Below are 25,486 nucleotides of genomic sequence, written 5' to 3'. Positions count from 1 at the left end.
TGCCGCTCGCTACGGTTTTGTGAGGGTTCTATGACGGCCTGATCCGGTGCCGCGGCAACCGGACTAGGCTAATACCCTGTGGCCATGTAGACTAGTGGCGCTTTCTTCACGCTTTCCTCATGTTCAATTTACCCGTCGGCCGATTGCTCTCTTATGCCTTTTAATATTCCCATCCTTTTGACCTGGCTGCGCGTGGCCCTGATACCGCTCGTCGTCGGCGTGTTTTATTTGCCGCCGTCGATGCTGCTGCATGGCGATCAGAACCTGGTTGCCACCCTGGTCTTCATTGTTGCCGCCGTCACCGACTGGTTCGACGGCTTCCTCGCGCGACGCTGGAACCAGACGTCGGCCTTCGGCGCCTTCCTCGATCCGGTGGCCGACAAGCTGATGGTGGCGGGGGCCTTGCTGGTGCTGGTGCAGCTGGACCGGGTCAATGCCGTGCTGGCCTTCATCATCATCGGCCGCGAAATCACCATTTCTGCGCTGCGCGAATGGATGGCGCAGATCGGCGCCTCGAAGTCGGTGGCCGTCAGCTCGATCGGCAAGATCAAGACGGCCGCGCAAATGACGGCCATTCCCTTGCTGCTGTACCACGAAGTGATCTTTGGCGCGATCGATACCCATGTATGGGGCGAGAAGCTGCTGTGGATCGCCTGCGTGCTGACGGTATGGTCGATGTTTTACTATTTGCGCCTGGCGTGGCCTCTCATCAAGGAAAAGGCTGGAAATCTGCACTAAGAACAGGCAGGCGGCTGCTTTGTGCGGAATATTTTGCAAAAGACCAGATATTGCCCGTTGACAGCCCCTGTAATCCCTCTATAATGCTGGCCTGTTGTTGATGACGCGGGAGTAGCTCAGTTGGTAGAGCGCAACCTTGCCAAGGTTGAGGTCGAGAGTTCGAGACTCTTCTCCCGCTCCAGTTTTCTGGATCGTGTCATAGGTAAAAACAGCGAATGTAGTAAAAAGTAGTACTGGCGATGTAGTAGAGCTTCTGATACAATGTTGTCCACTGCGGGAGTAGCTCAGTTGGTAGAGCGCAACCTTGCCAAGGTTGAGGTCGAGAGTTCGAGACTCTTCTCCCGCTCCAGTGAATACTGGATCAGCAGTAAAGCAGCGCTGGTAAACGGTAGCAAAAGGCAGTAAAATAGCGGTTCGTATGCGGGAGTAGCTCAGTTGGTAGAGCGCAACCTTGCCAAGGTTGAGGTCGAGAGTTCGAGACTCTTCTCCCGCTCCAGCGAAAGCTGAAGCAGTACAGCAAGAATGGCAGTAGCAGAAAATAGAAGCTCCAATGCGGGAGTAGCTCAGTTGGTAGAGCGCAACCTTGCCAAGGTTGAGGTCGAGAGTTCGAGACTCTTCTCCCGCTCCAGAATTCTAAAGGGAAGCTAAGCTGGCTTCCTTTTTTTATCCGCTTGCAGCAGTAGGCGCGATTAGGCAGTAACCAAGCTCCAATGCGGGAGTAGCTCAGTTGGTAGAGCGCAACCTTGCCAAGGTTGAGGTCGAGAGTTCGAGACTCTTCTCCCGCTCCAGTTTTCAAGGTGGGCCGCAAGGCGCATCCAAGCAGTTCCTCTGGCGAGGTAGCAAAGAGGTTATGCAGCGGCCTGCAAAGCCGTTTAGACGGGTTCGATTCCCGTCCTCGCCTCCAGATGAAAAAAATAGCCCACTTTCGAGTGGGCTATTTTTTTGTCTGCACGGTATTTCTGTGCACTGCGGGCGTTGCACTAGTCCGCTTCCGCTTCCCACACTTCGGCTTCTCTGATTCCTCTCGATCGGCATTTCCTGATGCCGCCACCGTTTCGCATTACTCTGCTGCGCATTTTCTGCCGCACATCCTTGCCCGGGATTCTCACTGCTTCGCCCGCCTGTTTGCGCCGGGGTCATTTTCAGCGCTAGTTCAGTTTGATTTTCATGGTGTTATGCAATAAATATTTCCATAATGAAAATCTTATTGATATAATAGTTAATAAATATTTATTGTAATTTCGTCGGGCAAACGACGTGATTTGTCGCAATGCAGTGGATCATGCGGTGAATCACAACTTAAGGAAAAACTTTGTCATTCCCAACTTATAGTCCGCGTTACAAGCTTGGTAACGACGTGATCTTGTCTGAGGCTACCGCATTGCAGTTAAAAGAGTGTCTGGCGAAATTGCGTTTTCGCCGGACGATCTATGTCGACTGGAATTTTGCGTCCGTCGACCCGATGGGCTTGTGTACGGTAATTAATTTTTACGGTCCTCCTGGCACTGGTAAAACGCTCTCGGCCGAAGCGGTGGCCGGAGAGCTGGGTCTGCGTTTTTTGCCTCTCGGTATCGCGGAACTGGAGAGCAAGTTCCTGGGCGACACGGCCAAAAATATCCAGAAGGCCTTTGAAAGCGCGCGCGAAGACCCGGCAGTCCTGTTTTTCGACGAAGCCGATACGTTGCTGGGAAAGCGGCTGTCCTCTGTCACCCAGGGCGTGGATAACGAAGTTAATGCCATGCGTTCCACCTTGCTGATCGAGCTGGAGCGCTTCGATGGCATCGTCATTTTTGCCAGCAATTTCGAGCGCAACTACGACACGGCTTTCCGCAGCCGGATTGGCTATCACATTCGTTTTGATAATCCCGATTTTGCGGCACGCCGCCGCTTGTGGGATCGTTTGATGGTCGATGGCATTCCGCTTGGCGCCGATCGCGCGCAATTGCTGACGCATTGCGCCGAACTGAGCGAAGGTTTTTCCGGCCGCGATATTCGTACCTGCATGCGCCTGGCATTGCCGAAGGCGCTGCTGGCGGCGGAAGCGGCGGATGAGGCACCTGCGCTACAGCGTGTCCATCTGGATGAAGCGATTGCCGAGTTGACTCGGGCAATCAACGAAGTTGCTGTGGCGCCAGGCAACAGTAAAACGCATAACGATACGATGACAGCACGCCGCCTGTTGGGCGTGAATTAAAAAAGGGAGTGAATGATGGGGTGGTTCGATGATGTTGTTTCGACTGTTCGTAATGTTGCCACCAAGGTGGTCAAGGTGGTGCGCGATGCGATCAGGGTGATCGCGGAAAAGGGGGAGGCATTCATCGGGGCGGTAAAAGAGACATATGCAAAGGTCAAGCCGTATCTGCAGAAGCTGAGTCCTTACCTGAAATCCATTGCGGCAGCTGCGGAAGCAATACATCCCTGGCTTGGCAAGGCGATCCTGGCGATCGATAAGGCGATCAGCGCCTTGTTGGCCCTGGAAAATAGTCCCATCCTGCATCAGCTGGAAAAGGCGATGCGCTGGGTGGTCGAACTCGCGAAGCGCCTCGATGAACGGCTTTCGGCGATGGACGAAGCGCTGGCGCGCGAGCATGAGGCCGTATTCCGTGCCGCCAAGGCGCACGAATATTCCGCCGAGCATGTCAAGGCCTTCGATCTTGCCGCCATGATCAATGAACTGGCGCTGGTGAAAACGGGCATCGCCAACCTGATCGATGACGGTGATTTCATTGGTTTTGAACATTATCTGCGTTTGCGTGCGACACAAAAGCTGATCCGCACAGTGGAAGAGGTGCTGGCCCGTGCCACGACGATGGAGGAGATTTCAGCCGACGACATTTTCCTTGTGCAGATCGGCGCAATGTTGTTGTCCGATGCGCCTGAAATGAGCGATGCCGAGGCCGCGCGTCTTGATGCCATCGTGTTTTCCCGCTATGGAAAGAAGCTCACGCCGTTTGTGTTCGAAGAGATGAGCAAGATGTGGCAACTGGCGTTGACGGATGACAAGCGTCTGTGGAAGCGCACGGCGGAAACGTTGGCGGTTGCCCAAGCCAAGTTGAGTCGCTTGAAGCTGGAAGCGCTGCTGTCGCCGCTGTCGGCGCAAGACCAGGGCGAGCTTGAAAGCCTGGAAGCGGTGTTGCCGGTGGAGCTTGCAGCGAACAAGGCATTGATGAAACGCAATGTGGAACGGGAATATTATGTCTATGCGACAGAAGGTTTCTTGCAGCTGCTTGAAAAAACACCGGAGCAAATACAGGCCGATGATCAGGATTTCCTGTTGGAACTGGGCGAAGAAGTGGGCTTGCTGCTGACCGATTGCGCGCATCGCGATTTGCGCTGGGCCGACATGTCCGCCGAGCAGCAGGCGCTGATTGCCGATTTTGCCAATGTGTTCCGCGCCGATAGTATCAAGCGTGGCGAAGAGCTGGAAGTCGAATGCAATGGATAATCAATTGCTGACCTTTCTCCTGCCGACGCTGGATTACACGATCCATTCGGGATTGCAACTCATTTTCGCGACCGTCTTCATGCTGGCGGTGGTGTGCGTGCCGATGGCCGTGGCGCGCAGTGCGCGTGCGGGGCGCTGGCAGCGCAACCTGACGCGGCTCGATGCCGAGGATGGCGCGCCGCTTGCCTATGGCTCGGCCGACGAGCTGAGCACCGCAGTTGCCACGCCGGCGGAACGCTGGGCGGATATGTTGCCGGGCTTGCTGCTGGTATTTGGTTTGTTGGGCACATTCATCGGCCTTGGCCTCGCTTTGGTAGAGGCTGCAGGTGCGCTGGCGCCAGGCCAGGATGCACTCAATAGCTTGACTCCGATCATGAATTCTCTGGGATCCAAGTTTAAAACGTCGACCTGGGGCATTCTTGCTTTTCTCGTCCTGAAAGTATGGTTCATGCTGAAGCCATACGAAGAGGTGCGTCACGCCTGGGCAGCAAGCGAACTGAAGCAAATTACCGGCCGTCTCGCCGAACTGCAGCGCCTGGAACGCGACAAAGAGCGTACGCAGATGATTGACGCTATCGCCCAGTCCGGCAGCACCGTGGCCGCCGAGCAGCGCACTGCGGCGCAGAGGGCGGAACAGCAGCACGCGCAGTCATTGGCTGTGCTGCAAGAGTTGCTTCTCAGCAATGAGCGCGGACTGCAAGCCGCGCAGGCAGGCAGTGCGCTGCAACTGCAAACGCTGGAACGGATCGTCGAAAGGCTCGATGCGTCACAGCAGGGCCAGCAGGCATTGCTGAGCCCTATCGAGGTCATCGCAGGCCATGCCAAGGTGCAGAGCGAACAGGCGCTGCTGCAAAGTACGCGGCTCGGTGAACTGGCGGAGCACACGCAGGCAAGCCGCGCCGCCATGGAAGGTTTCGTGCGCAGTGTCTCTGAGAATATCAGTGAAATGGCAGTGGCCGCCAAGAGCATGTCCGTGGCCGCCCAATTGGCTGGCAACGCCAGCACCGAATTGGGCAGCGTAATTGAAGAGTTCCGCAATACCATGTCGTCAGTGCTGGCCAGCCTGAGAACCGAGTTGAAGGCAACGATCGATGACATGGGGGCAACCTTTACCACGAATATGACAACAATGGCTGCGGACCTGTCAACGGCTACCACGCAGATTGAACGGGTCATCGGCGAATTGTCGAATGGCGTGACGACGACTCTCAATACCTTGCACACCATGGGCGAGGACACGCGCAAACGTCAGGAGTCGGCGCAGGCCACATTTGCCGCATCGGGCGATGCCTTGAACGGGAAAGTCCATGCCATGACTGAATTCGTTTCTGCAATGCAAGAAAGCATTGAGAAGGGCTTGAATGCGATATCGACCTCGAATACCCGCATGATGCAATATGCCAAGCGTTTTGAAGCCAGTGATGAACGGGCGGCAAATCTGGTGGACAAGGTCGGTGAACTTGTTGTCGCAGTGAAAGATAGTAGTGCCAGCTTGGACCGGAACGCAACACTTGGTGACGAACTGCGCCAGTTGCTGGCACTTGTTGAGCGACAAGTGAAGGTTCAGGATACCGCCGCTGCCTCCCAGCAGCAGCAAGCGCAGGCAATGGAACAAATGTGCGTCGAGTTTCATGCTGTTGCCGATGCCGTAGCCAAGCTGCTTGTCGCATCGCCTGCGGCGGATGCACTGGGTAGCACGACCTTCCACCTCCCCAATGCGGAAATGGATTTGGTGGCCATGATGCCGCCACTGGAGCACGGCACCTCCCATTCCGCAACGAAAGCGGCATAAGGATGCGTCATGAAGGATAAAGCGAGTGAGTGGATCGTGATCGCCGATCTGATGTCGGGCGTGGTTGCCGTCGTCATGCTGATGCTGGTGGTATCTGTGGTGCAGAAGCAAGCCGCAGAGCAACGTCATCATGCTGAGATGAACGAGGGCAGCGAGGCAAAGCGACGCCAGGTGGCAGTCGTGCTCGAACAGATGAAAATTGCTTTTGCGCGCGAGGGCGCTGCCAATTTTGTTGCCATCGATGCGGCGGCCGGCAAAGTGACGCTAAGCGAGAGCGTATTCAAGAGTGGTAGCGCCTGTATCGAGCCCAAAGCCCGTGCGGTCTTCGCCCAGGTCGAAGACAGTATTGCGGCCTATCTGATGCGAGTGGAGGGCGGGCAGATTTATGTCGAGGGGCATACGGATAACAAACCGGTCAAAGCGCCTGTGACCGATATTCGTGAGTTTTGCACGGTGTACGACGACAATTTTACCTTGTCGGCTGCACGCGCCAGGGAGGCACGCCGCCTGATCATTGGGCAGAGTGGCGTTGATGCGGCAAGGCGCGTGGTCGTCGCCGGTTTTGGCGATTCGCATCCACTGCCAGGACTGGCACCGAGTGATCAGCGCAATCGCCGCGTGGAGCTGCGGTTTGGAAGCGAGCCTGCCCACTAAGCATGTCGTGGAGACAAGGCTTCCGTCAAGACGCACGCTTGCTGCGCCTTGACGGGTAGCCGATCATTACATCATTACGCGCTGAATTGCGTGGCACCGGCTGCCGTACAAAAACAGCAGATAACCGGCAGAAAATGCTGGCCATGCCTGGCTGCGCCGCTATTGGACGTTCTTGTATAATGCCGGCAAGCTCAGCCGCGCCGCCTGGCGCCTTGATGAACCTCCCCCTTTCCGCCATACCGATGTAGTCACTGACGACTTTCCTGTTCCGTTCGACCTCAGCGCCGCGTTTCTGTGACGCCCGTTGGCATGGCTGCGCCTGATTATTCTCCATCCGGCCGGCATTTTCCTGTTCCGACTTTGGATACGCATCAATGATCAACACAACTTTTCGGGATGAGTGGTACTCGAACCTGCAAAAAAACGTTTTGGCGGGCTTGACCACGTCATTTGCCCTGGTGCCAGAATGCATCGCCTTTGCCCTGGTGGCGCAGCTCAATCCCCTGATGGGCCTGTATGGCGCCTTCATCATCTGCGCCATGACGGCCATCTTTGGCGGACGTCCCGGCATGATTTCGGGCGCCGCCGGCTCCATGGCCGTCGTCATCGTGGCGCTGGTGGCGCAACACGGCGTGCAATACCTGCTGGCCACCGTGGTGCTCGGCGGTATCTTGATGGCGCTGTTCGGCATCTTGCGCCTGGGCAAGCTGATTCGCATGGTGCCCCATCCCGTGATGCTGGGTTTTGTGAATGGCCTGGCCATCGTCATCGCCATGTCCCAACTGGAACACTTCCGCCAGGCCACGCCGCAGGGCGAAGCCTGGCTGCAAGGCACGCCCTTGCTCGTGATGGTTGGCCTGGTGCTGCTCACCATGGCCATCGTCTACGTGCTGCCGCGCCTGACAAAAGCCGTGCCGCCGGCGCTGGTAGCCATCCTGGGCGTGGGCGTACTCAGCCATGTTTTGAGCTTGCCTACGCGCACCCTGGGCGACCTCGCGCATATCGCCGGCGGCTTGCCGGCCCTGCATTGGCCTGCCGTGCCGCTGGATATGAGCACCTTGCACATCATTTTCCCGTATGCGGCGCTGATGGCCATGGTGGGCTTGCTGGAAACCTTGCTCACTTTTAATCTGACAGATGAGATAACGGAAACGCGGGGGCAGCCGAACCGCGAATGCATCGCCCTCGGCGCATCGAACGTCGTCTCGGGCCTGTTTGGCGGCATGGGCGGCTGCGCCATGATCGGGCAGACGATGATCAATCTGAGTTCCGGCGGCCGCTCGCGCCTGTCGGGCGTGACGGCCGGCGTGATGATCTTGCTGTTCATCCTGTTCCTGTCGCCGCTGATCGAGCGCATCCCGCTGGCGGCCCTCGTGGGCGTGATGTTCGTCGTGGCGCAGCAGACGTTTGCCTGGGGTTCCTTGCGCGTGCTGGGCAAGGTGCCGTTGCAGGATGCGCTGGTGATCGTCGCCGTGACGGTGATCACGGTATTCACGGACCTGGCGATGGCCGTGCTGTGCGGCATCGTCATCGCCGCCTTGAATTTTGCCTGGCAACATGCGCGCGACATGCGTGCCGACATCGATGACAGCACGCAAGGCATGCGCGTCTACTTGCCGCATGGCACCCTGTTTTTTGCTTCCACCACGCATTTCCAGGAACTGTTCCAGGCAGCGTCGGACCCGGCCCGTGTCATCCTCGACTGCCGGCACCTGCACATGGCCGACCACTCGGCCATCGCCGCCATCGAATCGCTGTATGAGCGCTATGACAGGGCAGGCAAGCATCTGCAGGTGACGCATCTGTCCGCCCGCAACGAGGCCTTGCTGCAGCGGGCCGGGGTGGATGTGGGCGTGGCGTAAAATATTGGATTGCTGAATGTCTGTGGAGTGTGAATGCTGTCGAACGAACAAGAACAATTATTGCAACAAAGCCAAACGGCTTTTGATGCCTACTATGACGCGCTGGGCGCTTCGCTGGTGAATTTTGTCGAGCGCCTGGGCATCCAGCCGGCGCACGAAGTGTTGACGAACGCGGCCGAATACCTGCCGTACATCGATGCGGCCATGCGCACCATCGTCATTCGCGACGAGAGCTGGCAGTGGGTGAAAACCATGCTCGGCTACTTTATCGGCGAATATTTCGTGCAAGGCCATGCGGGCTGCTGGTATGTGGAAACGCGGGCGGAATCGCCGCATTTCTGCCGCATCATGGTGGGCGGTTTCGAGCATGGCTTGCCCGCGGACGCCGCCATTGATCCGGAAGCGCTGGCGCTGGAATTTCTGGGACAATCCGCGCCACGCGAGCTGGCGGCACTGATCACCCAGGCGCAAGCCCGCGCGGCGTGATGCCGCACGGCTTGCAGAAGCGGATTTAAAACTCTTCCCACTCGCCTTCGGCCGGTGCGCTCGCCTTGCTGCTGGTGCGCGTCACGGGCAGGCGCAGGGCAGGGGCCGTAGCCTTGCGGGCCGGCGCGGCTGCGGGCGCTGCGGGCGCGCTGCGCTGTGCGGTTTTCACGCTGAAACGGTCGGTGGCCGCCGCGTTGGCGTCCAGGCGGAAGACGCTGACCACCTGCGCCAGTTCGCTCGCCTGTTCCTGCATCGCTTCGGCCGCTGCCGAGGCTTCTTCCACCAGGGCAGCATTTTGCTGCGTTACCTGGTCCATTTCGGAAATGGCCTGGTTGACTTGCTCGATGCCCGCGCTCTGTTCTTCGCTGGCGTTGCTGATCTCGCTCATGATGGACGTGACGAAGCCGATGCTTTGCACGATTTCTTCCATCGTCTTGCCGGCCTTGTCGACCAGGTCCGTGCCCACGTCGACTTTTTGCACGGAGTCGTCGATCAAGCCCTTGATTTCCTTTGCCGCCGCTGCCGAGCGCTGCGCCAGGTTGCGCACTTCCGTGGCGACCACGGCAAAGCCGCGACCCTGTTCGCCGGCGCGTGCCGCTTCCACGGCCGCGTTCAAGGCCAGGATGTTGGTCTGGAAGGCGATGCCATCGATGACCGAGATAATATCGACGATTTTCTTCGACGAGGTATTGATCTCGCTCATGGTAGCGACCACTTCGGCCACCACGGCGCCGCCGCGGCTGGCGATGCCGGCCGCGTCGCCAGCCAGTTTATTCGCCTGGCGCGCATTGTCCGCGTTTTGCTTGACGGTCGAAGTCAGTTCTTCCATCGACGAGGCCGTTTCTTCCAGCGAACTGGCTTGCTGTTCCGTGCGCGACGACAGGTCCTGGTTGCCGGCGGCGATTTCCGCGGAGGCCGTGGCGATGGTGTCGGTGCCGCTGCGCACCTGGCCGACGATGCCGACGAGGCTATCGTTCATGGTTTTCAGGGCATGCATCAGCTGGCCCGTTTCATCGCGGCCCTGGGCCGTGATGACGCTGCTCAAGTCGCCCGCTGCCACGGTTTCCGCCACTTTCACGGCGGCGCGGATGGGGCCGGTGATCGAACGCGTGATCCACCAGGCAAAGCCGATGCCCATCAGCACGGCCAGCACGCCCATGGTGATCAGGAAAATGCGGGTGCCGCTGTAAGCTTCGATGATGCTGGCGCCGACGCCGTCGGCCGCCTTGATCTGCATGCCGGCAAAGCGCTTCACTTCGGCCAGGTAAGCCACGGTGATGGGTGCGACTTCCTTGTCGAACACGATCTTGGCGCCCGCCACGTCGCCGTCGGCCTTCATCTTGAAGGCGCGTGCGCGCGTCGTCACGTAGTCGGTGCGCACCTTGCGCACGACCTTGAACTGTTCGATCACGGCCGGGTTGAGCAAGGACGCGATGATGTCGTCCTGCAGCTTGCTGGAACGCTCCGCATCGACCTTCAAGTCTTCCTCGATCTTGGCGCGCACGACCGGATCGGTGATCTCGAACGAGGCGACGCCGCGCACGCTGTTCAGTTCAATGATCTTCGACCATTCGGCCACCATGCGCTGGTTCTTGATGCTGGTATTGATGAGGCGGTAAGTCAGGTCGCTGGCCGTCTGCATGCGCACGAGGGCGGTGATGGTCAAGGCGGCAAGCAACAGCAATACGACAGCAAAGCCGACGCCAAGGCGGCTGCCGATGTTCAGGTTTTTCATGTAATTCCTAACAGTTTAATAGTCATGATCGCCGCCGCCAGCAGGGGCGGACAGGCGCCGCAAGGCGCAGGGGATCGGGGTCTTCGGGTGCCGCGTGATGGCTGTGCGGCGCGCCACGCTGAGCGTGGCGATGGAGGTAAAGCAAGGGGCATATCGGTCAGGCTGACCGCTGCCCAGCAAGCCGCAAGTATAGCATTGACGCAGGGAAATAGTTTCTGGCGGCAATTTTAATTATTTTTTGATATTGATTTCCTGTTGCTTTTTTACGTCAAGTACCTAGTTAATAAGTACTATCACTTACATTCATCCTTACTTTTCCCATCGCCGGCTGATAAAATACTAATGATAATCATTCGTATTAAAACTTCGACCAGGGAATTGTATGCAGCAACAGCGCAAGCCAGGATGTAAACCGATCACCATCGCCGTACTGGGCGCCTTGACCTTGGGTGCCACGCCACTGGCGGCCTGGGCACAGGAAAGCTTGCCCGCCGTCACCGTGACGGCGTCGAAGGACAAGGATGGCTACGTGGCCGCCACCTCCGCCAGCGGCACCAAGACGGAAATGGCCTTGCGCGACGTGCCGCAAACGATCAACGTGGTGCCGGCCGCCGTCATCCGCGACCAGAATGCCATGTCGATCCAGGACATCATGAAGAACATCCCCGGCGTGGGCTTGTCCACGGGCGACGGCCAGCGCGACCAGGTGTTCATCCGCGGCTTCACGGCCATCGGCGACCAGTTCGTCGACGGCTTCCGCGATGATGCGCTGTATTTCCGCGACCTGTCGAACGTGGAGCGCCTGGAAGTGATCAAGGGACCGGCCGCCGTGCTGTACGGCCGCGGTTCCTCGGGCGGCCTGGTGAACCGCATCACGAAGAAGCCGGGCGTGGATATCGCGGACGTGGCGCTGAGCTTGACGAACACAGCAGGGCGCCGCGGCGAAGTCGACGTGGGCCGTGTCGGCGAGACGGTGGACTGGCGTGTCACGGGCGCGCGCGAATTGTCGGACAGCTACCGCGACCAGCAATTCATCAACCGCACGGCGCTGGCGCCGTCGGTGGCCATCCGCCTCTCCAGCGCCACCAAATTGCTGCTGCAGGGCGATTACCTGGAAGACCGCCGCCTGACGGACTTCGGCATCCCGTCCTACCACGGCCGTCCCGTGGCCGTCGATGCGGGCACGTATTACGGTGCCGCCAACGCCCGCGATGCGGACTTCAGTCAGTCGCGCGTGGTGTCCACGGCCGCCACCCTGACGCACAAATTCAGCGATAGCTTGTCGCTGCGCAATGCTTTCCGTTACTACGACTATCACCTGGACCGCAACAACACGAATATTTTCGGCAACGTCAACGAAGTCAATGGCATGATGCAGCTGAGGCACGCCAAGCTCAACCGGGACGAGAGCGGCTGGTTCAACCAGACGGAACTGACGCAAAAGCTGGTCACGGGCACCATGCGCCACGAAGTGTTGTACGGCGCCGAATTCGGCAAGCAAAACAAGGATTCCAGCAGCTGGACTGGCCCTGTGCCGAAGGACTTTATATCGATCTTCAACCCCAAGTTGCCGGTAGTCGATCCGCGTAATCTCGGGTCGCGAAGCGATACGTTCGGCACCTACGACACGGCCGCCGCTTACGTGCAGGACGCCATCAGCTTCAGCGACGAGTGGAAGGCGCTGGCCGGCTTGCGCTACGACCGCTACAAGCAGCAGTCGCGCCTGGCCAATGCGCTTGGCGTGACGACGGCGGATCTGTCGCGCACGGATTCGGCCTACAGCCCCCGCGCCGGCCTCGTCTGGCAACCGGGCGCGACGCAATCGTACTACGCGTCGTGGAGCCGCTCGTTCCAGCCGAGCGGCGAGAACTTCGCCCTGGCCGCCAACAATGCCGACCTGGCGCCGGAAACCACGCGCAACACGGAAGTGGGCGCCAAGTATGACCTGTGGGGCGGCCGCGCCAACGCCACCGTGTCGCTGTTCCGCCTGGAGCGCGACAATATCAAGACCAGCGACCCGATCACGAACCGCATCGTGCCCGTCGGCACGCAGCGCACGGATGGCCTGGAACTGACCTTCAACGCGGACTTGCACGATGGCTGGAAAATGATGGCCGGCTATGCTTACCTGGACGCCACCATCACCGATTCCATCGCCAAGGACAAGAGCGTCAATGTGCCGGGCGGCACCGTCGCCAGAGAAGTGCCGGTCAAGGGCAAGCGCGCGACCTTGACTTCGCGCAATACGGTCAACCTGTGGCTGACGAAAGACCTGGGCCACGGCTTCACGGTGGGCGGCGGTGCGAACGCCGTCGGCAGCCGCTTCGCCAATCCGGGCAACACGGTGGTCTTGCCAGGCTACGTGACGGCCGACGCCATGGCCGCGTACCGCACGGGCCGCTATGAAGTGCAGCTGAACGTCAACAATATCGGCGACACGCGCTACATCGTGTCGGGCCACGGTTCCAGCCCGAACCTGAGCTTGCCGGGCGCGCCGCGCAATGTGGCGCTGACCTTGCGCTACAGCCTGTAATTTGGCCGGCCAGTTCGGCCGCATCCCCCAAAACCCGCTCGCGAGCGGGTTTTTTTTCGTGGGTGGGTAGCGATGTGCAAGCGTGCCGGGCAGGCTGGCATTGTTTAGAGGGAACGTTCGGTATCGTCAAATTAATATTGACTAAAGGCAATTTTTTCCAGCGGACTAAGCCTTGTCGGAGTTTGAGGGGTAAAATACTGTCATACGGCACAGGCATGGTGCTTATGTCTTAGTGATATGACACTACCACGACGCCGTATGACTTTTTATTTACTCACATCATAGAGGCCTGAATATGGTTCAGATGTCCAGGCGCCAGTTCCTTCGGGTAACTGGCGCGACCATTGCTGGTTCCAGCCTCGCCCTGCTCGGTTTCGCACCGGGCCAGGCGATGGCGGAAGTGCGGCAATACAAGCTGTCTCGCACCACCGAGACACGCAATACCTGTCCCTACTGTTCGGTAGGATGTGGCGTCCTGCTGTATGGACTGGGTGACGGCGCGAAAAACGCCGTCTCCAGCATCATCCACGTGGAAGGCGATGCCGATCACCCGGTGAACCGCGGCACGCTGTGCCCGAAAGGCGCCAGCCTGGTCGACTTCATCCACAGCCCGAACCGCCTGAAAGTGCCCGAGTACCGCGCACCGGGCGGCACGGAATGGCAACCGATCTCCTGGGATGTGGCGCTCGACAAGATCGCGCGCCTGATGAAGGATGACCGCGACGCCAACCTGATCGAAAAGAATGCCGACGGCAAGACCGTCAACCGCTGGCTCTCCACCGGCATGCTTGCCGCGTCCGCCGGCAGCAACGAGGTGGGGTATCTGACCCACAAGACAGTGCGCAGCATGGGGATGCTGACCTTTGATAATCAGGCGCGTGTATGACACGGACCGACGGTGGCAGGTCTTGCCCCGACGTTTGGCCGTGGCGCGATGACGAATCATTGGGTCGATATCAAGAATGCCGATGTGATCCTGGTCATGGGCGGCAATGCAGCAGAGGCACATCCTTGCGGATTCAAATGGGTAACGGAAGCGAAGGCGCATAACAAGGCCAAGCTGATCGTTGTCGATCCGCGTTTTACCCGTACCGCATCCGTGGCAGATTACTACTGCGCCACGCGTACCGGCACGGACATCGTCTTCCTCGGCGCGATCATCAATTATCTGCTGACGAACGACAAGATCCAGCATGAGTACGTGCGCAACTACACGGACATGCCCTTCATCGTGCGCGAAGACTATGCGTTCGAGGACGGCCTGTTCTCGGGTTTCGACAAAGAAAAAGGCAAGTACACCAACAAGGCCACCTGGGATTACGAGATCGGCGAAGATGGCTATGCCAAGGTCGACCCGACCCTGGAACACCCGCGCTGCGTCTACCAGATGATGAAGAAGCACTACGCGCGCTACACGACCGAGATGGTCGAACGCACGTGCGGCGTGTCGGCCGACAAGTTCCACAAGGTGGCGGAAGCCCTGGCTTCGACCGCCGTGCCGGGACGCGCCGGCACCATCCTGTACGCGCTGGGCTGGACGCACCACTCGACGGGCGCGCAAACCATCCGCACGGGCGCCATGGTGCAGTTGCTGCTGGGTAATATGGGTATCGCGGGCGGCGGCATGAACGCCTTGCGCGGCCACTCGAACATCCAGGGTCTGACCGATCTGGGCTTGATGTCGAACCTGTTGCCAGGCTACATGACCTTGCCGAACGAGTCCGAGCAGGATTTCGACGGCTATATCGCCGCGCGCGCCACCAAGCCGCTGCGGCCGAACCAGCTCAGCTACTGGAGCAATTACCGCAAATTCCACGTCAGCTTCATGAAGACGTGGTGGGGCGACTTTGCCACGGCGGAAAATAACTACGCCTTCGACTACCTGCCGAAACTCGACAAGCCGTATGACTTGATGCAAGCCATCGAGAACATGCACCAAGGCAAGATGACGGGCTATATCTGCCAGGGCTTCAATGTGCTGGCGTCCGCGCCGAACAAGCAGAAGGTCACGGAAGCGCTGTCGAAGCTGAAGTTCCTCGTCATCATGGACCCGCTGGCCGTGGAAACGGGCGAATTCTGGAAGGCGCACGGGCAATACCACGAAGTCGATCCCACCAAGATCATGACGGAAGTGTTCCGCCTGCCGACCAGCTGCTTCGCCGAAGAGCGCGGTTCGCTGGTGAGCTCCTCGCGTGTGCTGCAGTGGCACTGGCAGGCGGCCGAACCGCCGGGCCAGGCGCGCAGCGACCTGGAGATCATGTCGGGCCTGTTCTTGCGCATGCGCAACATGTACAAGAAAGAAGGCGGCAAGTTCCCCGACCCTATCGTCAACCTGACGTGGAATTATGCGCAGCCGCATAACCCGCAGCCGGAAGAAATCGCCCGCGAATTCAACGGCAAGGCGCTGGCCGACTTGTACGATCCGAAAGATCCGACCAAGCTGCTGGTGAAAAAGGGCGAGCAGCTGGCCTCGTTTGCGCAATTGCGCGACGACGGCACGACCACCAGCGGTTGCTGGATCTTCGCCGGCAGCTGGACGCAGGCGGGCAACCAGATGGGACGGCGCGACAATAGCGACCCGACCGGCATCGGCCAGACCCTGGGCTGGGCCTGGGCGTGGCCGGCGAACCGCCGCGTGCTGTACAACCGCGCCTCGTGCGACTTGAAGGGCAAGGCTTTCGACCCGACGCGCAAGTTGATCGAGTGGAATGGCACGAACTGGAGCGGGGCCGATATTCCCGACTTCAAGGTCGACGAACCGCCGGAAAACGGCATGGGTCCGTTCATCATGCTGGGCGAGGGCGTGGCGCGCTTCTTTGCGCGCGGCGCCATGGCCGAAGGGCCTTTCCCCGAGCATTACGAGCCGTTCGAAAATCCGCTGGGCTACAACCCCATGCATCCGAAAAACCCGCAAGCGACCAGCAATCCGGCCGCGCGCGTGTTCGCCGATGACCGGAAAATGTTCGGCACGCATGAGGAATACCCGCATGTGGCCACCAGCTACCGCCTGACCGAGCATTTCCATTACTGGACCAAGCATGCGCGCCTGAATGCCATCATCCAGCCGCAGCAATTCGTCGAAATCGGCGAAGAATTGGCCAAGAGCATCGGCGTCGTTGCCGGTGGGGAAGTGCGCGTCAGTTCCAAGCGCGGTCACATCATCGCCAAGGCCGTCGTCACCAAGCGCATCAAGGCTTTGATGATCGAGGGCAAGCCGGTGCATACCGTGGGCCTGCCGCTGCACTGGGGCTTTACGGGCGTGGCCAAGCCGGGGTATCTGATCAATACCCTGACGCCGGGCGTGGGGGATGCGAATTCGCAAACGCCGGAATTCAAGTCCTTCCTCGTGAAGGTGGAAAAAGCATGATGGGAGCTCAATAATGGCACTGCAATCCTTAGATATCCGGCGCCTGTCGGCTACCACGGTAACGCCGCCGCAAGCGCGCAGCCCGGTGACGGGCACCGTGGCCAAGCTGATCGATGTGTCGAAATGCATCGGCTGCAAGGCTTGCCAGACGGCGTGCATGGAATGGAACGACTTGCGTGACGAAGTCGGCGAAAACCATGGCACCTATGACAATCCGACGGACTTGACGCCGCAATCGTGGACGGTGATGCGTTTTGCCGAACACGAAAACAACGACGGCAACCTCGAGTGGCTGATCCGCAAGGATGGCTGCATGCACTGCGAGGACCCGGGCTGCCTGAAAGCCTGTCCGGCGCCGGGTGCCATCGTGCAATACACGAACGGCATCGTGGATTTCCATCAGGAAAACTGCATCGGCTGCGGCTACTGCGTGGCCGGCTGTCCTTTCGACGTGCCCCGCATTTCGAAAAAGGACGACCGCGCCTACAAGTGCACGCTCTGCTCGGACCGCGTCGCCGTGGGCCAGGAACCGGCCTGCGTGAAAACGTGCCCGACGGGCGCCATCGTCTTCGGCACCAAGGAAGACATGAAGGTGCATGCGGAAGAGCGCATCGTCGACCTGAAGTCGCGCGGTTTCGAAAATGCGGGCCTGTACGATCCGCTGGGCGTGGGCGGCACGCACGTGATGTACGTGCTGCACCATGCCGACAAGCCGAAGCTGTATTCGAACTTGCCGGAACGTCCGCGCATCAGCCCGATGGTGGGCTTCTGGAAGGGCTGGTCCAAGCCGCTCGCGGTGGCCGGCATGGCCGCCACGGCCCTGGCAGGCTTCTTCCATTACACGCGTGTCGGTCCGAACGAAGTGAGCAAGGACGAAGAGCACGAGGCGCTGGAAGAGGCCAAACGCATCCGGGAGGAAGACCATGAGCCACAGTGATCTGCATGATGGAAAGCTGCGCGACAAGGATGGCAACCCGCTGATCCAGCGCTACGACCCGAACGAGCGCACGAATCACTGGGTGACCGCCATCACCTTCGTCATGCTGGCGCTGTCCGGCCTGGCCATGTTCCATCCCTCGATGGCGTGGCTGGCGAACCTGTTCGGCGGCGGGCAATGGACGCGCATCCTGCATCCGTTTGCCGGCCTGGTGATGTTCGTCTCGTTCGCGATCCTGGTGGTGCGCTTCTGGCACCACAACAAGTTCGAGGACGGCGACAAGCAGTGGCTGAAACAGATGGACGACGTGCTCAACAATCGCGAAGAAAAGCTTCCGAAGATCGGCAAATACAATGCCGGCCAGAAGATCCTGTTCTTCGTGCTGCTGGCCTGCATGGCGGGATTGTTGCTATCGGGCATCGTGATCTGGCGCGCGTATTTCGCGTTCTACTTCCCGATTCCCGTCATCCGCGCGGCCGCCTTGCTGCACGCCGTGTGCGCGTTCGGCATCATCTGCGCCATCATCGTGCACATCTATGCGGCCCTGTGGGTCAAGGGCTCGATCGGCGCCATGGTGCGCGGTACCGTCACCTACGGCTGGGCGCGCAAGCACCATCCGAAGTGGTTCGAGGCGGTGATGCGCAGTACAAAAGACTAAGTTCTTGCGATTGATGCCAGCGGCATTACCCGGGGTCAGTCCCAGGACTGACCCCTTTCTTTTTATCGATTAAAATACTTTCGAAACACAGCCGCATCCGCCGGATGGGCTGGCCAGCTACGCTCGGCCTTTTTTGATGGGAAAACTCCATTGGTACAACGCATTCTTCAGCCAGGCGAAATCGAAGGCCTGGACCACAACGCGATTCCGCGCCTGCTGCTGCCGCAGCCTGACAGCCTGTTCAAGGCGCGCGCCTCGCGCCTGCGCGAACTGGCGCAAGGAAAGATCAAGGGCATCCCCGTCGACGCGGGCATGCAGGGTTACCTGGTGCTGATGGCCGCGCTGGCCGACGCGCAGGCCGCCGTGGTGGGAAAACTGGCGCCCGGCGCCGTGCCTGCCGCCGACCCGGACGCGCTGCGCCGCGCGATGCAGCACCGCATGCCGGTGCTGCCCGTCAACGGCGCCCGCCCGCCCGTCTGGCGCGACATCTTCGCCAGCCTGCTCGATGAACTGGCCGCAACGGCGGCAAGCCAGCCGGCCCTGTCCGGCGGCCTGACGCAGGTGCTGGCCCAGCTGCGCGCGCTCGATGCGCCGGCGCTGGACGCCTGCGCCGATGCCGTGCTCGATGAAAATGGCGATAACCTGAACCCCATGCATGCGCCGTTCGTCGCGGCCGCGCTGCAAATCTTGTGGTCGGTGTCGGCCAGCGAACTGCGCGCCGCGCGCGTGCCGGACCTGGAAACGGGCACCCTGTGCCCCGTCTGCGGTTCGCACCCCGTCGCCAGCGTGATCCGCATCGGCGGCGGGTCGCAGGGCTACCGCTATCTGCACTGCGGCATTTGCGAAAGCGAATGGCATATGGTGCGCGTGAAGTGTTCGACCTGCGAACAGAATGGCAAGATCGCCTACCAGGGCCTGGATGCGGCCGATGCGGCGCCGTTCGACCCCGTGACGGCAAAGGACGACAAATTGCCGAACAAGGCGAATGATCCGAAGAAGGTGGCGCGCGCGGAAACCTGCGACGATTGCCATACCTACCGCAAGGTCTTCAACCAGGAACACGATTACAACGTCGAGCCCCTGGCCGACGACCTGGCCAGCCTGATGCTCGACCTGCTGGTGGGCGAAGCGGGCTACCAGCGCGCCAGCGGCAATCCGCTGCTGTGGCTGGGGAAGAGCGACAGCAGCGAGGGCCAGACAGCATGACGACGGGGCAAACCGTGCGCCTGCCATCGGTAGACCGTATCCTGGGTGACGCGGCTTGCCTGGCCCTGATTGCACACTATGGCCGCGCGCAAACCCTGGCCAGCGCGCGCGCCGTGCTGGCCGAACTGCGCACGGCCATGCTGGCGGGGGCAGTCTGCGAAGAGGGCGCATCGATCGTCGCCATCGCCGCGCAGATGGCCGAACGGCTGCAGGCGCAATCGCGTTCGCAGCTGCGCGCCGTCTTCAACCTGACGGGCACCGTGCTGCACACGAACCTGGGCCGCGCGCTGCTGCCCAACGCCGCCGTGCAAGCCGTGGTGGAAGCGTTGCAGTGGCCGATGAACCTGGAATTCGACCTGGACACGGGCAAGCGGGGCGACCGCGACGACCTGGTCGAGGAATTGCTGCGCGAATTGACGGGGGCCGAAGCGGCCACCATCGTCAACAACAATGCGGCCGCCGTGCTGCTGATGTTGAACACCCTGGCGCAGGGCAAGGAGGTGGTGGTGTCGCGTGGGGAACTGGTGGAAATCGGCGGTGCCTTCCGCATCCCCGACGTGATGACGCGCGCGGGCGCCGTGCTGCGCGAAGTGGGCAGCACCAACCGCACCCACCTGGCCGATTACGCGAACGGCGTGAATGCAGATACGGCCCTCTTGATGAAGGTCCATTGCAGCAATTACGCCATTACCGGCTTCACGAAAAGCGTGGAGCTCGACGAACTGGTGCCACTGGCGGCACAACACGGCGTGCCGACGGCCGTGGACCTGGGCAGCGGCACCCTGGTTGACCTGGCGCAATATGGTTTGCCGCATGAAACGACGGTGCGCGAAACCATCGAGGCGGGCGCCGACCTGGTCACCTTCAGCGGCGACAAACTGCTGGGCGGCCCGCAATGCGGCGTCATCGTCGGGCGCGCCGACCTGATCGCGAAGATCAAGCGCAACCCCCTGAAACGCGCGCTGCGGGTCGGCAAGCTGACCCTGGCCGCCCTGGAGCCCGTGCTGCGGCTGTACCGCGCGCCGGATTTGCTGGCCGAACGGCTGACCACCTTGCGCTTGCTGACGCGTCCCGCCGCCGCCATGCGCGCGCAGGCGGAAATGCTGCTGCCGCTGCTGCAAGGGGCGCTGGGCGCCGCGTACGCAGTCACGGCCGAAGCCATGACCAGCCAGATCGGCAGCGGCGCCTTGCCCGTCGACCAGCTGCCCAGCTTTGGCCTGGCGATCCGCAGCGCGCCAGGCTCGCGCCTGAGCAATCCCCTGGGCGCGCTGGAGCAGCGGTTGCGCGCCTTGCCGTGCCCCGTGATCGGGCGCATCGGGCAAGACACCCTGTGGCTCGACTTGCGCTGCCTGGAAGCGGCGCACGAGACGGCCTTCGTCGCGCAGCTCGCCGAGTTGTCCGCATGATCGTCGGCACCGCGGGCCATATCGACCATGGCAAGACGACGCTCACGCGCGCGCTGACGGGCGTGCACACGGACCGCCTGAAGGAAGAGCAGGCGCGCGGCATCTCGATCGAACTCGGCTACGCCTATCTGCCACTGCTTGACGGCACGGTGCTGGGCGTGATCGACGTGCCGGGCCACGAAAAATTTATCCGCACCATGGCTTCCGGCGTGACGGGCATCGATTTCGCCTTGCTCGTGGTGGCCGCCGACGATGGCGTCATGCCGCAGACGCACGAACACCTGGCCATCTTGCAGCTGCTGGGCGTGACGCGCGGCGCCGTGGCGCTGACGAAGGTCGACCGCGCTGATAGCGCCCGCGTGGCGCAGGTGGAAGCGGACATCGAGGCGCTGCTGGCCGGCACGCCGCTGGCGGGCAGCCCGATTTTCCCCACCGCCGCCAATCGCGACGGCGATGCCGGCGTGGCCGCCCTGCTGGCGCACCTGACGCAGGTGGCGCGCAGCTTGCCGCAACGCGACGAGCGGCGCTTGTTCCGCCTCGGCGTGGACCGCGTGTTCACCTTGTCGGGGCAGGGCACCATCGTCACCGGCACGGCGCTGGCGGGATGCGCGCGGGTGGGCGACATGCTGCAGCTGGCGCCCGGCGGCGCGCCAGCGCGGGTGCGCAGCATCCATGCGCAGAACCGCGCCGCCGAGACGGGCACGGCGGGCCAGCGCCTGGCGCTGAACCTGGCCGGCATCGACCGCGAGCGCATCGAGCGGGGCAACTGGATCGTCGCGCCCGAGCTGGCGCAGTGTTCCGAACGCCTCGACGTGGAACTGACCCTGCTGCCCGACGCGGGCGTGCAACTGAAAGCCTGGTCGCCGCTGCACGTGCACCTGGGCGCGGCGCACCAGCTGGCGCGCGCCGTCATGCTCGATGGCGAGACCCTGTCGCCGGGGCAGACGGGTAGAGTACAACTGGTGTTCGATGCGCCCATGCACGGCGTGCCGGGCGACCGCTTCGTCGTGCGCAATGCGCAAGCGACGCAGACGGTGGGCGGCGGCATGGTGCTCGATCCGTTCGGCCCCGCGCGCAAGCGGCGCAGCCCGGCCAGGCTGGCGTGGCTCGATGCGCTGGCCGCGTTCGTCGCGCACGGCGACTATGCGGCCCTGCTGGCGCAAAGTCCGCTGGGGTTGCGTGTATCGCTGCTGGTGCGCTTGTCCCTGCTGCCGGCGGGAGCCCTCGCGCTGCCGCCCGACACGCGGCGCATCGCCCTGCGCGCCGGCGACGCCCTGCTGCTGGCGCCGGATGCGTTGCTGGCGCTGGAAGCGCGCGTGCTGGCAGCCCTGGACGTCTTCCACGCGCGCGCGCCCGACGAGGCCGGACCGGAACTGTGGCGCCTGAAACGCATCGTCGACGCCGAGATGGAAGATGCCTTGTGGAGCCACCTGGTCGAAGGCTTGCTGGCGCGCGGCGAGATCCTGGCGCGCGGCGCCAGCCTGCACTTGCCGACGCACAGCGTGGAACTGACGCCGCAGGAGCAGGCCATGGCCGAACCCTTGCTGGCCGCCCTGGAGCAGGGGCGTGCCGATCCGCCGTGGACGCGCGACCTGGCACGCGGCTTCGGCATGGCCGAGGATGACGCTCGCCGGCTGTTGCGCAAACTGGCCAAGGCTGGGCAGATCAGCCAGGTCGTGCACGACCTGTTTTATCACCAGGCGGCGCTGGCCGAACTGGCGCAACTGGTGCGGCAACTGGCGCACAAGGCGGAAGAGGATGCAGGCTTGCCAGCGGGCAATGGCGCCGTGGGCGCGGCCACGTTCCGCGACGCGAGCGGCCTGGGCCGCAAGCGGGCGATCCAGGTCTTGGAATTCTTTGACCGCGTCGGTTATACTCGCCGTGTTGGCAATGGGCATCTATTGCGCCCGCAAGCGCTGTGGTCCTACACCGCGGCCTTGCCCAACAGCTAAGTACTAGCTCAGGCACCGCGGAAAGCACACTCATCCGGTGATGTGGCCGGGCTTCAAACCCGGTGGAGGGCGTCAGACGTTCTCCCGTAGGTTCGACTCCTACTGTTTTCCGCCAGTTATTCTTCCTTCCCCCTGCACGCTGATCGTCCCGGCGTTGGCCTGTTGTCACGTTGCGGTAAATAAATGGTGTTATTGATAATATGCAACGATGCCAGCGTGAGCCGATGGTAACATCGGCTTGTATCCCCTGTGGCAGATGAAAGCAAGCATGAAACAAGCAAGCATGGCGTGGCTGCTGGCAGTGGCGCTGCTGATGCCGGCGCTGGCCGCGGCGGTGGACGTGCGCATCGTCGGCGAGCATTTGCCGCCGTCGAGCATGATGGAAGGTAATGTCGTCGTCGGACGTGAAACGCTCAAGGTGCGCGACATCATGGCGCGCGCCGGTCTTTCCTACAGCATCGAGCTGTTGCCGTGGAAGCGCGCGTACGCGCAGGCGCTGCGCGAAGCCGACACCTGCATCTTTTCCACCAGCCGCACGCAGGAGCGCGAAGCGCAATTTCGCTGGATCGGACCCCTGAATGAAGCGGAATGGATACTCTACGGCCTGGCCGAACGGCATTTGGCGCTGCGCACGCTCGATGATGCGCGCGGCCTGGTGATCGGTACGGTGCTGGGCGACGCGCGCGACGATTACCTGCGCCAGCGCGGCCTGAACGTGGCGCCCGTGACGCAGGAGTGGCTCAATCCGCAAAAGCTGCTGCTCGGACGCATCGACCTGTGGGCCGTCGGCATGGCGGTGGGCAGCAAGCCGTTTGCCGGCAAGGAGTGGGAGGGCAAGGTGGTGCCGCTGCTGACCTTCAACCGCGTGCAGACTTACCTCGCCTGCAACAGGCAGTTGCCCGAGGCGCAGGCCTTGGCCATGCAGCGGGCGGCGGCGGCCATGCGCCGCGACGGCAGCATGGCGCGCGAGCATATCCGCTAGGGTCCGCTTCAGCTTTCCAGCCACTGGCGCACGCAGTTGCGCCCTTCGCGCTTGGCCTGGTACAAGGCCTGGTCCGCGTGGCTGTAGGCCGTCTCGAAGGCCGTGCCGGCGCGGTTCCAGCTCAGGCCCACGCTGACGGTGATGGCGCGCGTGATGGGCGCCGCATGGCGCTGGCGGCCGACGCTCTCGCAGATGCGCTGCGCCACTTGCGCCGCGTCGTCGCGCGAGGAGGTGGGCCAGACCACGGAAAACTCTTCGCCGCCGACCCGGCCGATGGCCGTTTCCTGTCCCAGCAGTGCCTTCAGGCAGTCCACTACGGCCTGGATCACGCCGTCGCCGGCCGGGTGGCCGAAATCGTCGTTGACCTGCTTGAACAAGTCGATATCGAGCACGATCAGCGCCATGTCGCCCTGCGCCAGGCAGCGCGAGGCGTGATCAATCACGGCGCCGCGGTTCAGGGCGCCCGTCAGCGGGTCGTGCGTGGCGCGGTATTCGAGCTGGCCGGCCAGGGTTTGCAATTGGCGGTTCAGCAGATGCATGTCGCGCTCGGCGCGGTCGCTGCGGCCGATCAGGCGCCGCGTCTCGCGCATCAGCCGTTCGTAGTGATTGATCAGTTCACCGAGCACGCGCCGCTGCGCCTCGCCACTGGCGTGAGTATCGGCGTGCATGCGGCGCGCGGCAGCCAGCGCCGCCGCTTCCACGGTGAACAGGTCGGGCTCCAGGTCGGATTCGGAGATGGCGGCGCGCATGCCCTAGCTGCCCTGCACGGGATGGTCGTGGAAGTCCAGCGCCATGAAGTCCTGCTGCAGCTCCTGGCCGAATTCCAGGATGGTGTCGTCGTCCTCGTCGTGATACCAGTTCAGGCGCACCTGGTTGCCATCGACGGCCGCCTGGTTCAGGGTGTCGAACAGGGTAAACAGCATCTTCGTGCTGGAGCTGTTGAAATAGGCCAGCGAGACGTTGACGGTGATGGCGCTTTCGCGGCAGCCTTCCAGGTAGGCGCGCACGGCGGCGATCAGCGGGCCATAGAAGGCGGCTGCGTTTTCCGGATACGACTCGCCCTTGATCGACAGGGTGTGCTGCTCGAAACGGAAGTCGATTTCGGGCGAACTCGGGGTCGCGGCGATGAACAGTGGTGACGGTAATTGCATATGCTTTCCTGAGTCGGCTCTTTCAAATGATGGCTTTGATGCAGAAGATGGTGTGGCCCGGCTCCTGGGGATCCTGGACGAATTCGAATTCCAGCGGCTCGCTGGCGTCGCGCGCCATGGTCAGAAAACCCAGGCCCGCGCCCTTGCTGTCGGCCGGCGCTTCCTCGCGTAGGGCCTTCTTGTACGCCAGGCGGATTTCTTCCATCGTCATGGTGTGCAGCGGTTCCAGCCGGGCGCGGATCTGCGCCACGTTGTCCGTCGAGACGGGGTTGGCGCACAGGAGGAAAAAGCTGTCGCCGCGCGTGCCGATGCAGAACGAGCCGCGCCGCATCTGCTGGTCCAGCTGCGCATCGGGCGTCAGGCTGTCGGCGGAATAGTGCATGATGTTTTGCGACATCTCGATGAACGAGGAAAAGATGCGCCGCCGCGTGGGCCCGGCCGCGCCGGCCGTGTCCAGGCGCGCCTTGATGGTTTCGGAAATGGCGCTGACCACGTGCTGCGAGAAATAGCCCACGTAAAAAAAGATGATGTTGCGCTTGCGCGCCACATCCCAAAACTCGTTGAATTCTTCGTACAGCACGT

20 protein-coding genes and 7 tRNA genes are annotated in these 25,486 nt (G+C 61.6%); 22 read left to right on the top strand and 5 right to left on the bottom strand.

The genetic code is table 11. The annotated features are described in order from the left end of the window. Window positions 1-153: 153 nt before the first annotated feature. From pgsA to O3298_RS00335, 11 genes are all read left to right on the top strand, one after another. On the top strand, window positions 154-738 hold the full coding sequence (pgsA, locus tag O3298_RS00385; RefSeq protein ID WP_034749601.1) for a CDP-diacylglycerol--glycerol-3-phosphate 3-phosphatidyltransferase: 585 nt from the start codon (window positions 154-156) through the stop codon (window positions 736-738). Window positions 739-843: 105 nt separating this feature from the next. After that, window positions 844-919 (top strand) — tRNA-Gly (locus O3298_RS00380). A 92-nt stretch (window positions 920-1,011) separates the two neighbouring features. Then, a tRNA-Gly gene (locus O3298_RS00375) sits at window positions 1,012-1,087 on the top strand. Between the two features lie 71 nt (window positions 1,088-1,158). Next, window positions 1,159-1,234, top strand: a tRNA-Gly gene (locus tag O3298_RS00370). 56 nt (window positions 1,235-1,290) lie between these two features. Next, window positions 1,291-1,366: transfer RNA gene (locus O3298_RS00365), tRNA-Gly, on the top strand. Between the two features lie 84 nt (window positions 1,367-1,450). Beyond that, window positions 1,451-1,526: transfer RNA gene (locus O3298_RS00360), tRNA-Gly, on the top strand. Window positions 1,527-1,568: 42 nt separating this feature from the next. Then, a tRNA-Cys gene (locus tag O3298_RS00355) sits at window positions 1,569-1,642 on the top strand. 408 nt (window positions 1,643-2,050) lie between these two features. Beyond that, window positions 2,051-2,932, top strand: coding sequence for an ATP-binding protein (locus O3298_RS00350; RefSeq protein WP_289916292.1), 882 nt, complete (start codon window positions 2,051-2,053; stop codon window positions 2,930-2,932). Between the two features lie 12 nt (window positions 2,933-2,944). Further along, the gene (locus tag O3298_RS00345; protein ID WP_305056346.1) at window positions 2,945-4,183 is read left to right on the top strand and encodes a hypothetical protein; all 1,239 of its coding nucleotides are present in this window, start codon (window positions 2,945-2,947) and stop codon (window positions 4,181-4,183) included. Continuing rightward, window positions 4,176-5,975: a hypothetical protein gene (locus O3298_RS00340; RefSeq protein WP_305058264.1), complete on the top strand. Its 1,800-nt coding sequence runs from the start codon at window positions 4,176-4,178 to the stop codon at window positions 5,973-5,975. The genes O3298_RS00345 and O3298_RS00340 overlap by 8 nt, the downstream gene beginning before the upstream one ends. Before the next feature lie 9 nt (window positions 5,976-5,984). Then, window positions 5,985-6,629 carry an OmpA family protein gene (locus O3298_RS00335; protein ID WP_289916286.1) on the top strand — a complete coding sequence of 215 codons (645 nt, stop codon included), beginning with the start codon at window positions 5,985-5,987 and terminating at the stop codon, window positions 6,627-6,629. Between the two features lie 25 nt (window positions 6,630-6,654). Here the strand turns inward: O3298_RS00335 and O3298_RS00330 are convergent, their stop codons facing one another. Next, window positions 6,655-7,074 carry a hypothetical protein gene (locus O3298_RS00330; protein ID WP_289917907.1) on the bottom strand — a complete coding sequence of 140 codons (420 nt, stop codon included), beginning with the start codon at window positions 7,072-7,074 and terminating at the stop codon, window positions 6,655-6,657. Between O3298_RS00330 and O3298_RS00325 the strand changes: the two genes are divergently transcribed. Both O3298_RS00325 and O3298_RS00320 read left to right on the top strand, forming a co-directional pair. Beyond that, window positions 7,004-8,491, top strand: a complete 1,488-nt coding sequence (locus O3298_RS00325) for a SulP family inorganic anion transporter (protein ID WP_305058263.1) — start codon at window positions 7,004-7,006, stop codon at window positions 8,489-8,491. The genes O3298_RS00330 and O3298_RS00325 overlap by 71 nt on opposite strands. Before the next feature lie 33 nt (window positions 8,492-8,524). Continuing rightward, complete coding sequence (locus O3298_RS00320) at window positions 8,525-8,977, top strand: hypothetical protein (protein WP_305058262.1); 453 nt, start codon at window positions 8,525-8,527, stop codon at window positions 8,975-8,977. A 25-nt stretch (window positions 8,978-9,002) separates the two neighbouring features. Here the strand turns inward: O3298_RS00320 and O3298_RS00315 are convergent, their stop codons facing one another. After that, window positions 9,003-10,712, bottom strand: a complete 1,710-nt coding sequence (locus tag O3298_RS00315) for a methyl-accepting chemotaxis protein (protein WP_305058261.1) — start codon at window positions 10,710-10,712, stop codon at window positions 9,003-9,005. Window positions 10,713-11,094: 382 nt separating this feature from the next. Between O3298_RS00315 and O3298_RS00310 the strand changes: the two genes are divergently transcribed. The 9 genes from O3298_RS00310 (at window position 11,095) to O3298_RS00270 (ending at window position 23,753) form a co-directional block, all read left to right on the top strand. Further along, entirely contained in the window at window positions 11,095-13,245 is a 2,151-nt protein-coding gene (locus O3298_RS00310) for a TonB-dependent siderophore receptor (RefSeq protein WP_305058260.1), read from the top strand. Between the two features lie 295 nt (window positions 13,246-13,540). Further along, a complete protein-coding gene (gene fdnG / locus O3298_RS00305; protein ID WP_143451508.1) occupies window positions 13,541-16,612 on the top strand; it encodes a formate dehydrogenase-N subunit alpha in 3,072 nt (1,023 codons plus the stop codon). 13 nt (window positions 16,613-16,625) lie between these two features. Beyond that, a complete protein-coding gene (gene fdxH / locus O3298_RS00300; RefSeq protein ID WP_034779207.1) occupies window positions 16,626-17,549 on the top strand; it encodes a formate dehydrogenase subunit beta in 924 nt (307 codons plus the stop codon). Further along, window positions 17,536-18,207 carry a formate dehydrogenase subunit gamma gene (locus O3298_RS00295; RefSeq protein WP_289904359.1) on the top strand — a complete coding sequence of 224 codons (672 nt, stop codon included), beginning with the start codon at window positions 17,536-17,538 and terminating at the stop codon, window positions 18,205-18,207. The genes fdxH and O3298_RS00295 overlap by 14 nt, the downstream gene beginning before the upstream one ends. Before the next feature lie 150 nt (window positions 18,208-18,357). Beyond that, on the top strand, window positions 18,358-19,413 hold the full coding sequence (gene fdhE, locus O3298_RS00290) for a formate dehydrogenase accessory protein FdhE (protein WP_305058259.1): 1,056 nt from the start codon (window positions 18,358-18,360) through the stop codon (window positions 19,411-19,413). Next, a complete protein-coding gene (gene selA / locus O3298_RS00285; RefSeq protein WP_305058257.1) occupies window positions 19,410-20,819 on the top strand; it encodes an L-seryl-tRNA(Sec) selenium transferase in 1,410 nt (469 codons plus the stop codon). Before fdhE ends, selA begins: the two co-directional genes overlap by 4 nt. Continuing rightward, a complete protein-coding gene (gene selB, locus O3298_RS00280) occupies window positions 20,816-22,771 on the top strand; it encodes a selenocysteine-specific translation elongation factor (protein ID WP_305058256.1) in 1,956 nt (651 codons plus the stop codon). The genes selA and selB overlap by 4 nt, the downstream gene beginning before the upstream one ends. A 19-nt stretch (window positions 22,772-22,790) precedes the next feature. Further along, window positions 22,791-22,886, top strand: a tRNA-Sec gene (locus tag O3298_RS00275). 153 nt (window positions 22,887-23,039) lie between these two features. Next, the gene (locus O3298_RS00270; protein WP_253192659.1) at window positions 23,040-23,753 is read left to right on the top strand and encodes an ABC transporter substrate-binding protein; all 714 of its coding nucleotides are present in this window, start codon (window positions 23,040-23,042) and stop codon (window positions 23,751-23,753) included. Window positions 23,754-23,761: 8 nt separating this feature from the next. Here the strand turns inward: O3298_RS00270 and O3298_RS00265 are convergent, their stop codons facing one another. The 3 genes from O3298_RS00265 to O3298_RS00255 are packed head-to-tail and all read right to left on the bottom strand — an operon-like array spanning window position 23,762 to window position 25,484. Beyond that, the gene (locus O3298_RS00265; protein WP_251348081.1) at window positions 23,762-24,502 is read right to left on the bottom strand and encodes a GGDEF domain-containing protein; all 741 of its coding nucleotides are present in this window, start codon (window positions 24,500-24,502) and stop codon (window positions 23,762-23,764) included. 3 nt (window positions 24,503-24,505) lie between these two features. After that, window positions 24,506-24,904, bottom strand: coding sequence for a DUF1987 domain-containing protein (locus tag O3298_RS00260; RefSeq protein ID WP_099667278.1), 399 nt, complete (start codon window positions 24,902-24,904; stop codon window positions 24,506-24,508). Window positions 24,905-24,926: 22 nt separating this feature from the next. After that, window positions 24,927-25,484, bottom strand: a complete 558-nt coding sequence (locus O3298_RS00255) for a SiaB family protein kinase (RefSeq protein WP_071076508.1) — start codon at window positions 25,482-25,484, stop codon at window positions 24,927-24,929. Window positions 25,485-25,486: the final 2 nt, after the last annotated feature.

Origin of the sequence: Janthinobacterium sp. SUN137 (assembly GCF_030587265.1) — a bacterium.
Classification (GTDB): domain Bacteria; phylum Pseudomonadota; class Gammaproteobacteria; order Burkholderiales; family Burkholderiaceae_D; genus Janthinobacterium; species Janthinobacterium kumbetense.
Note: the sequence above shows the minus strand (reverse complement) of the source record. Positions and strands in the feature narration are given on the sequence as shown.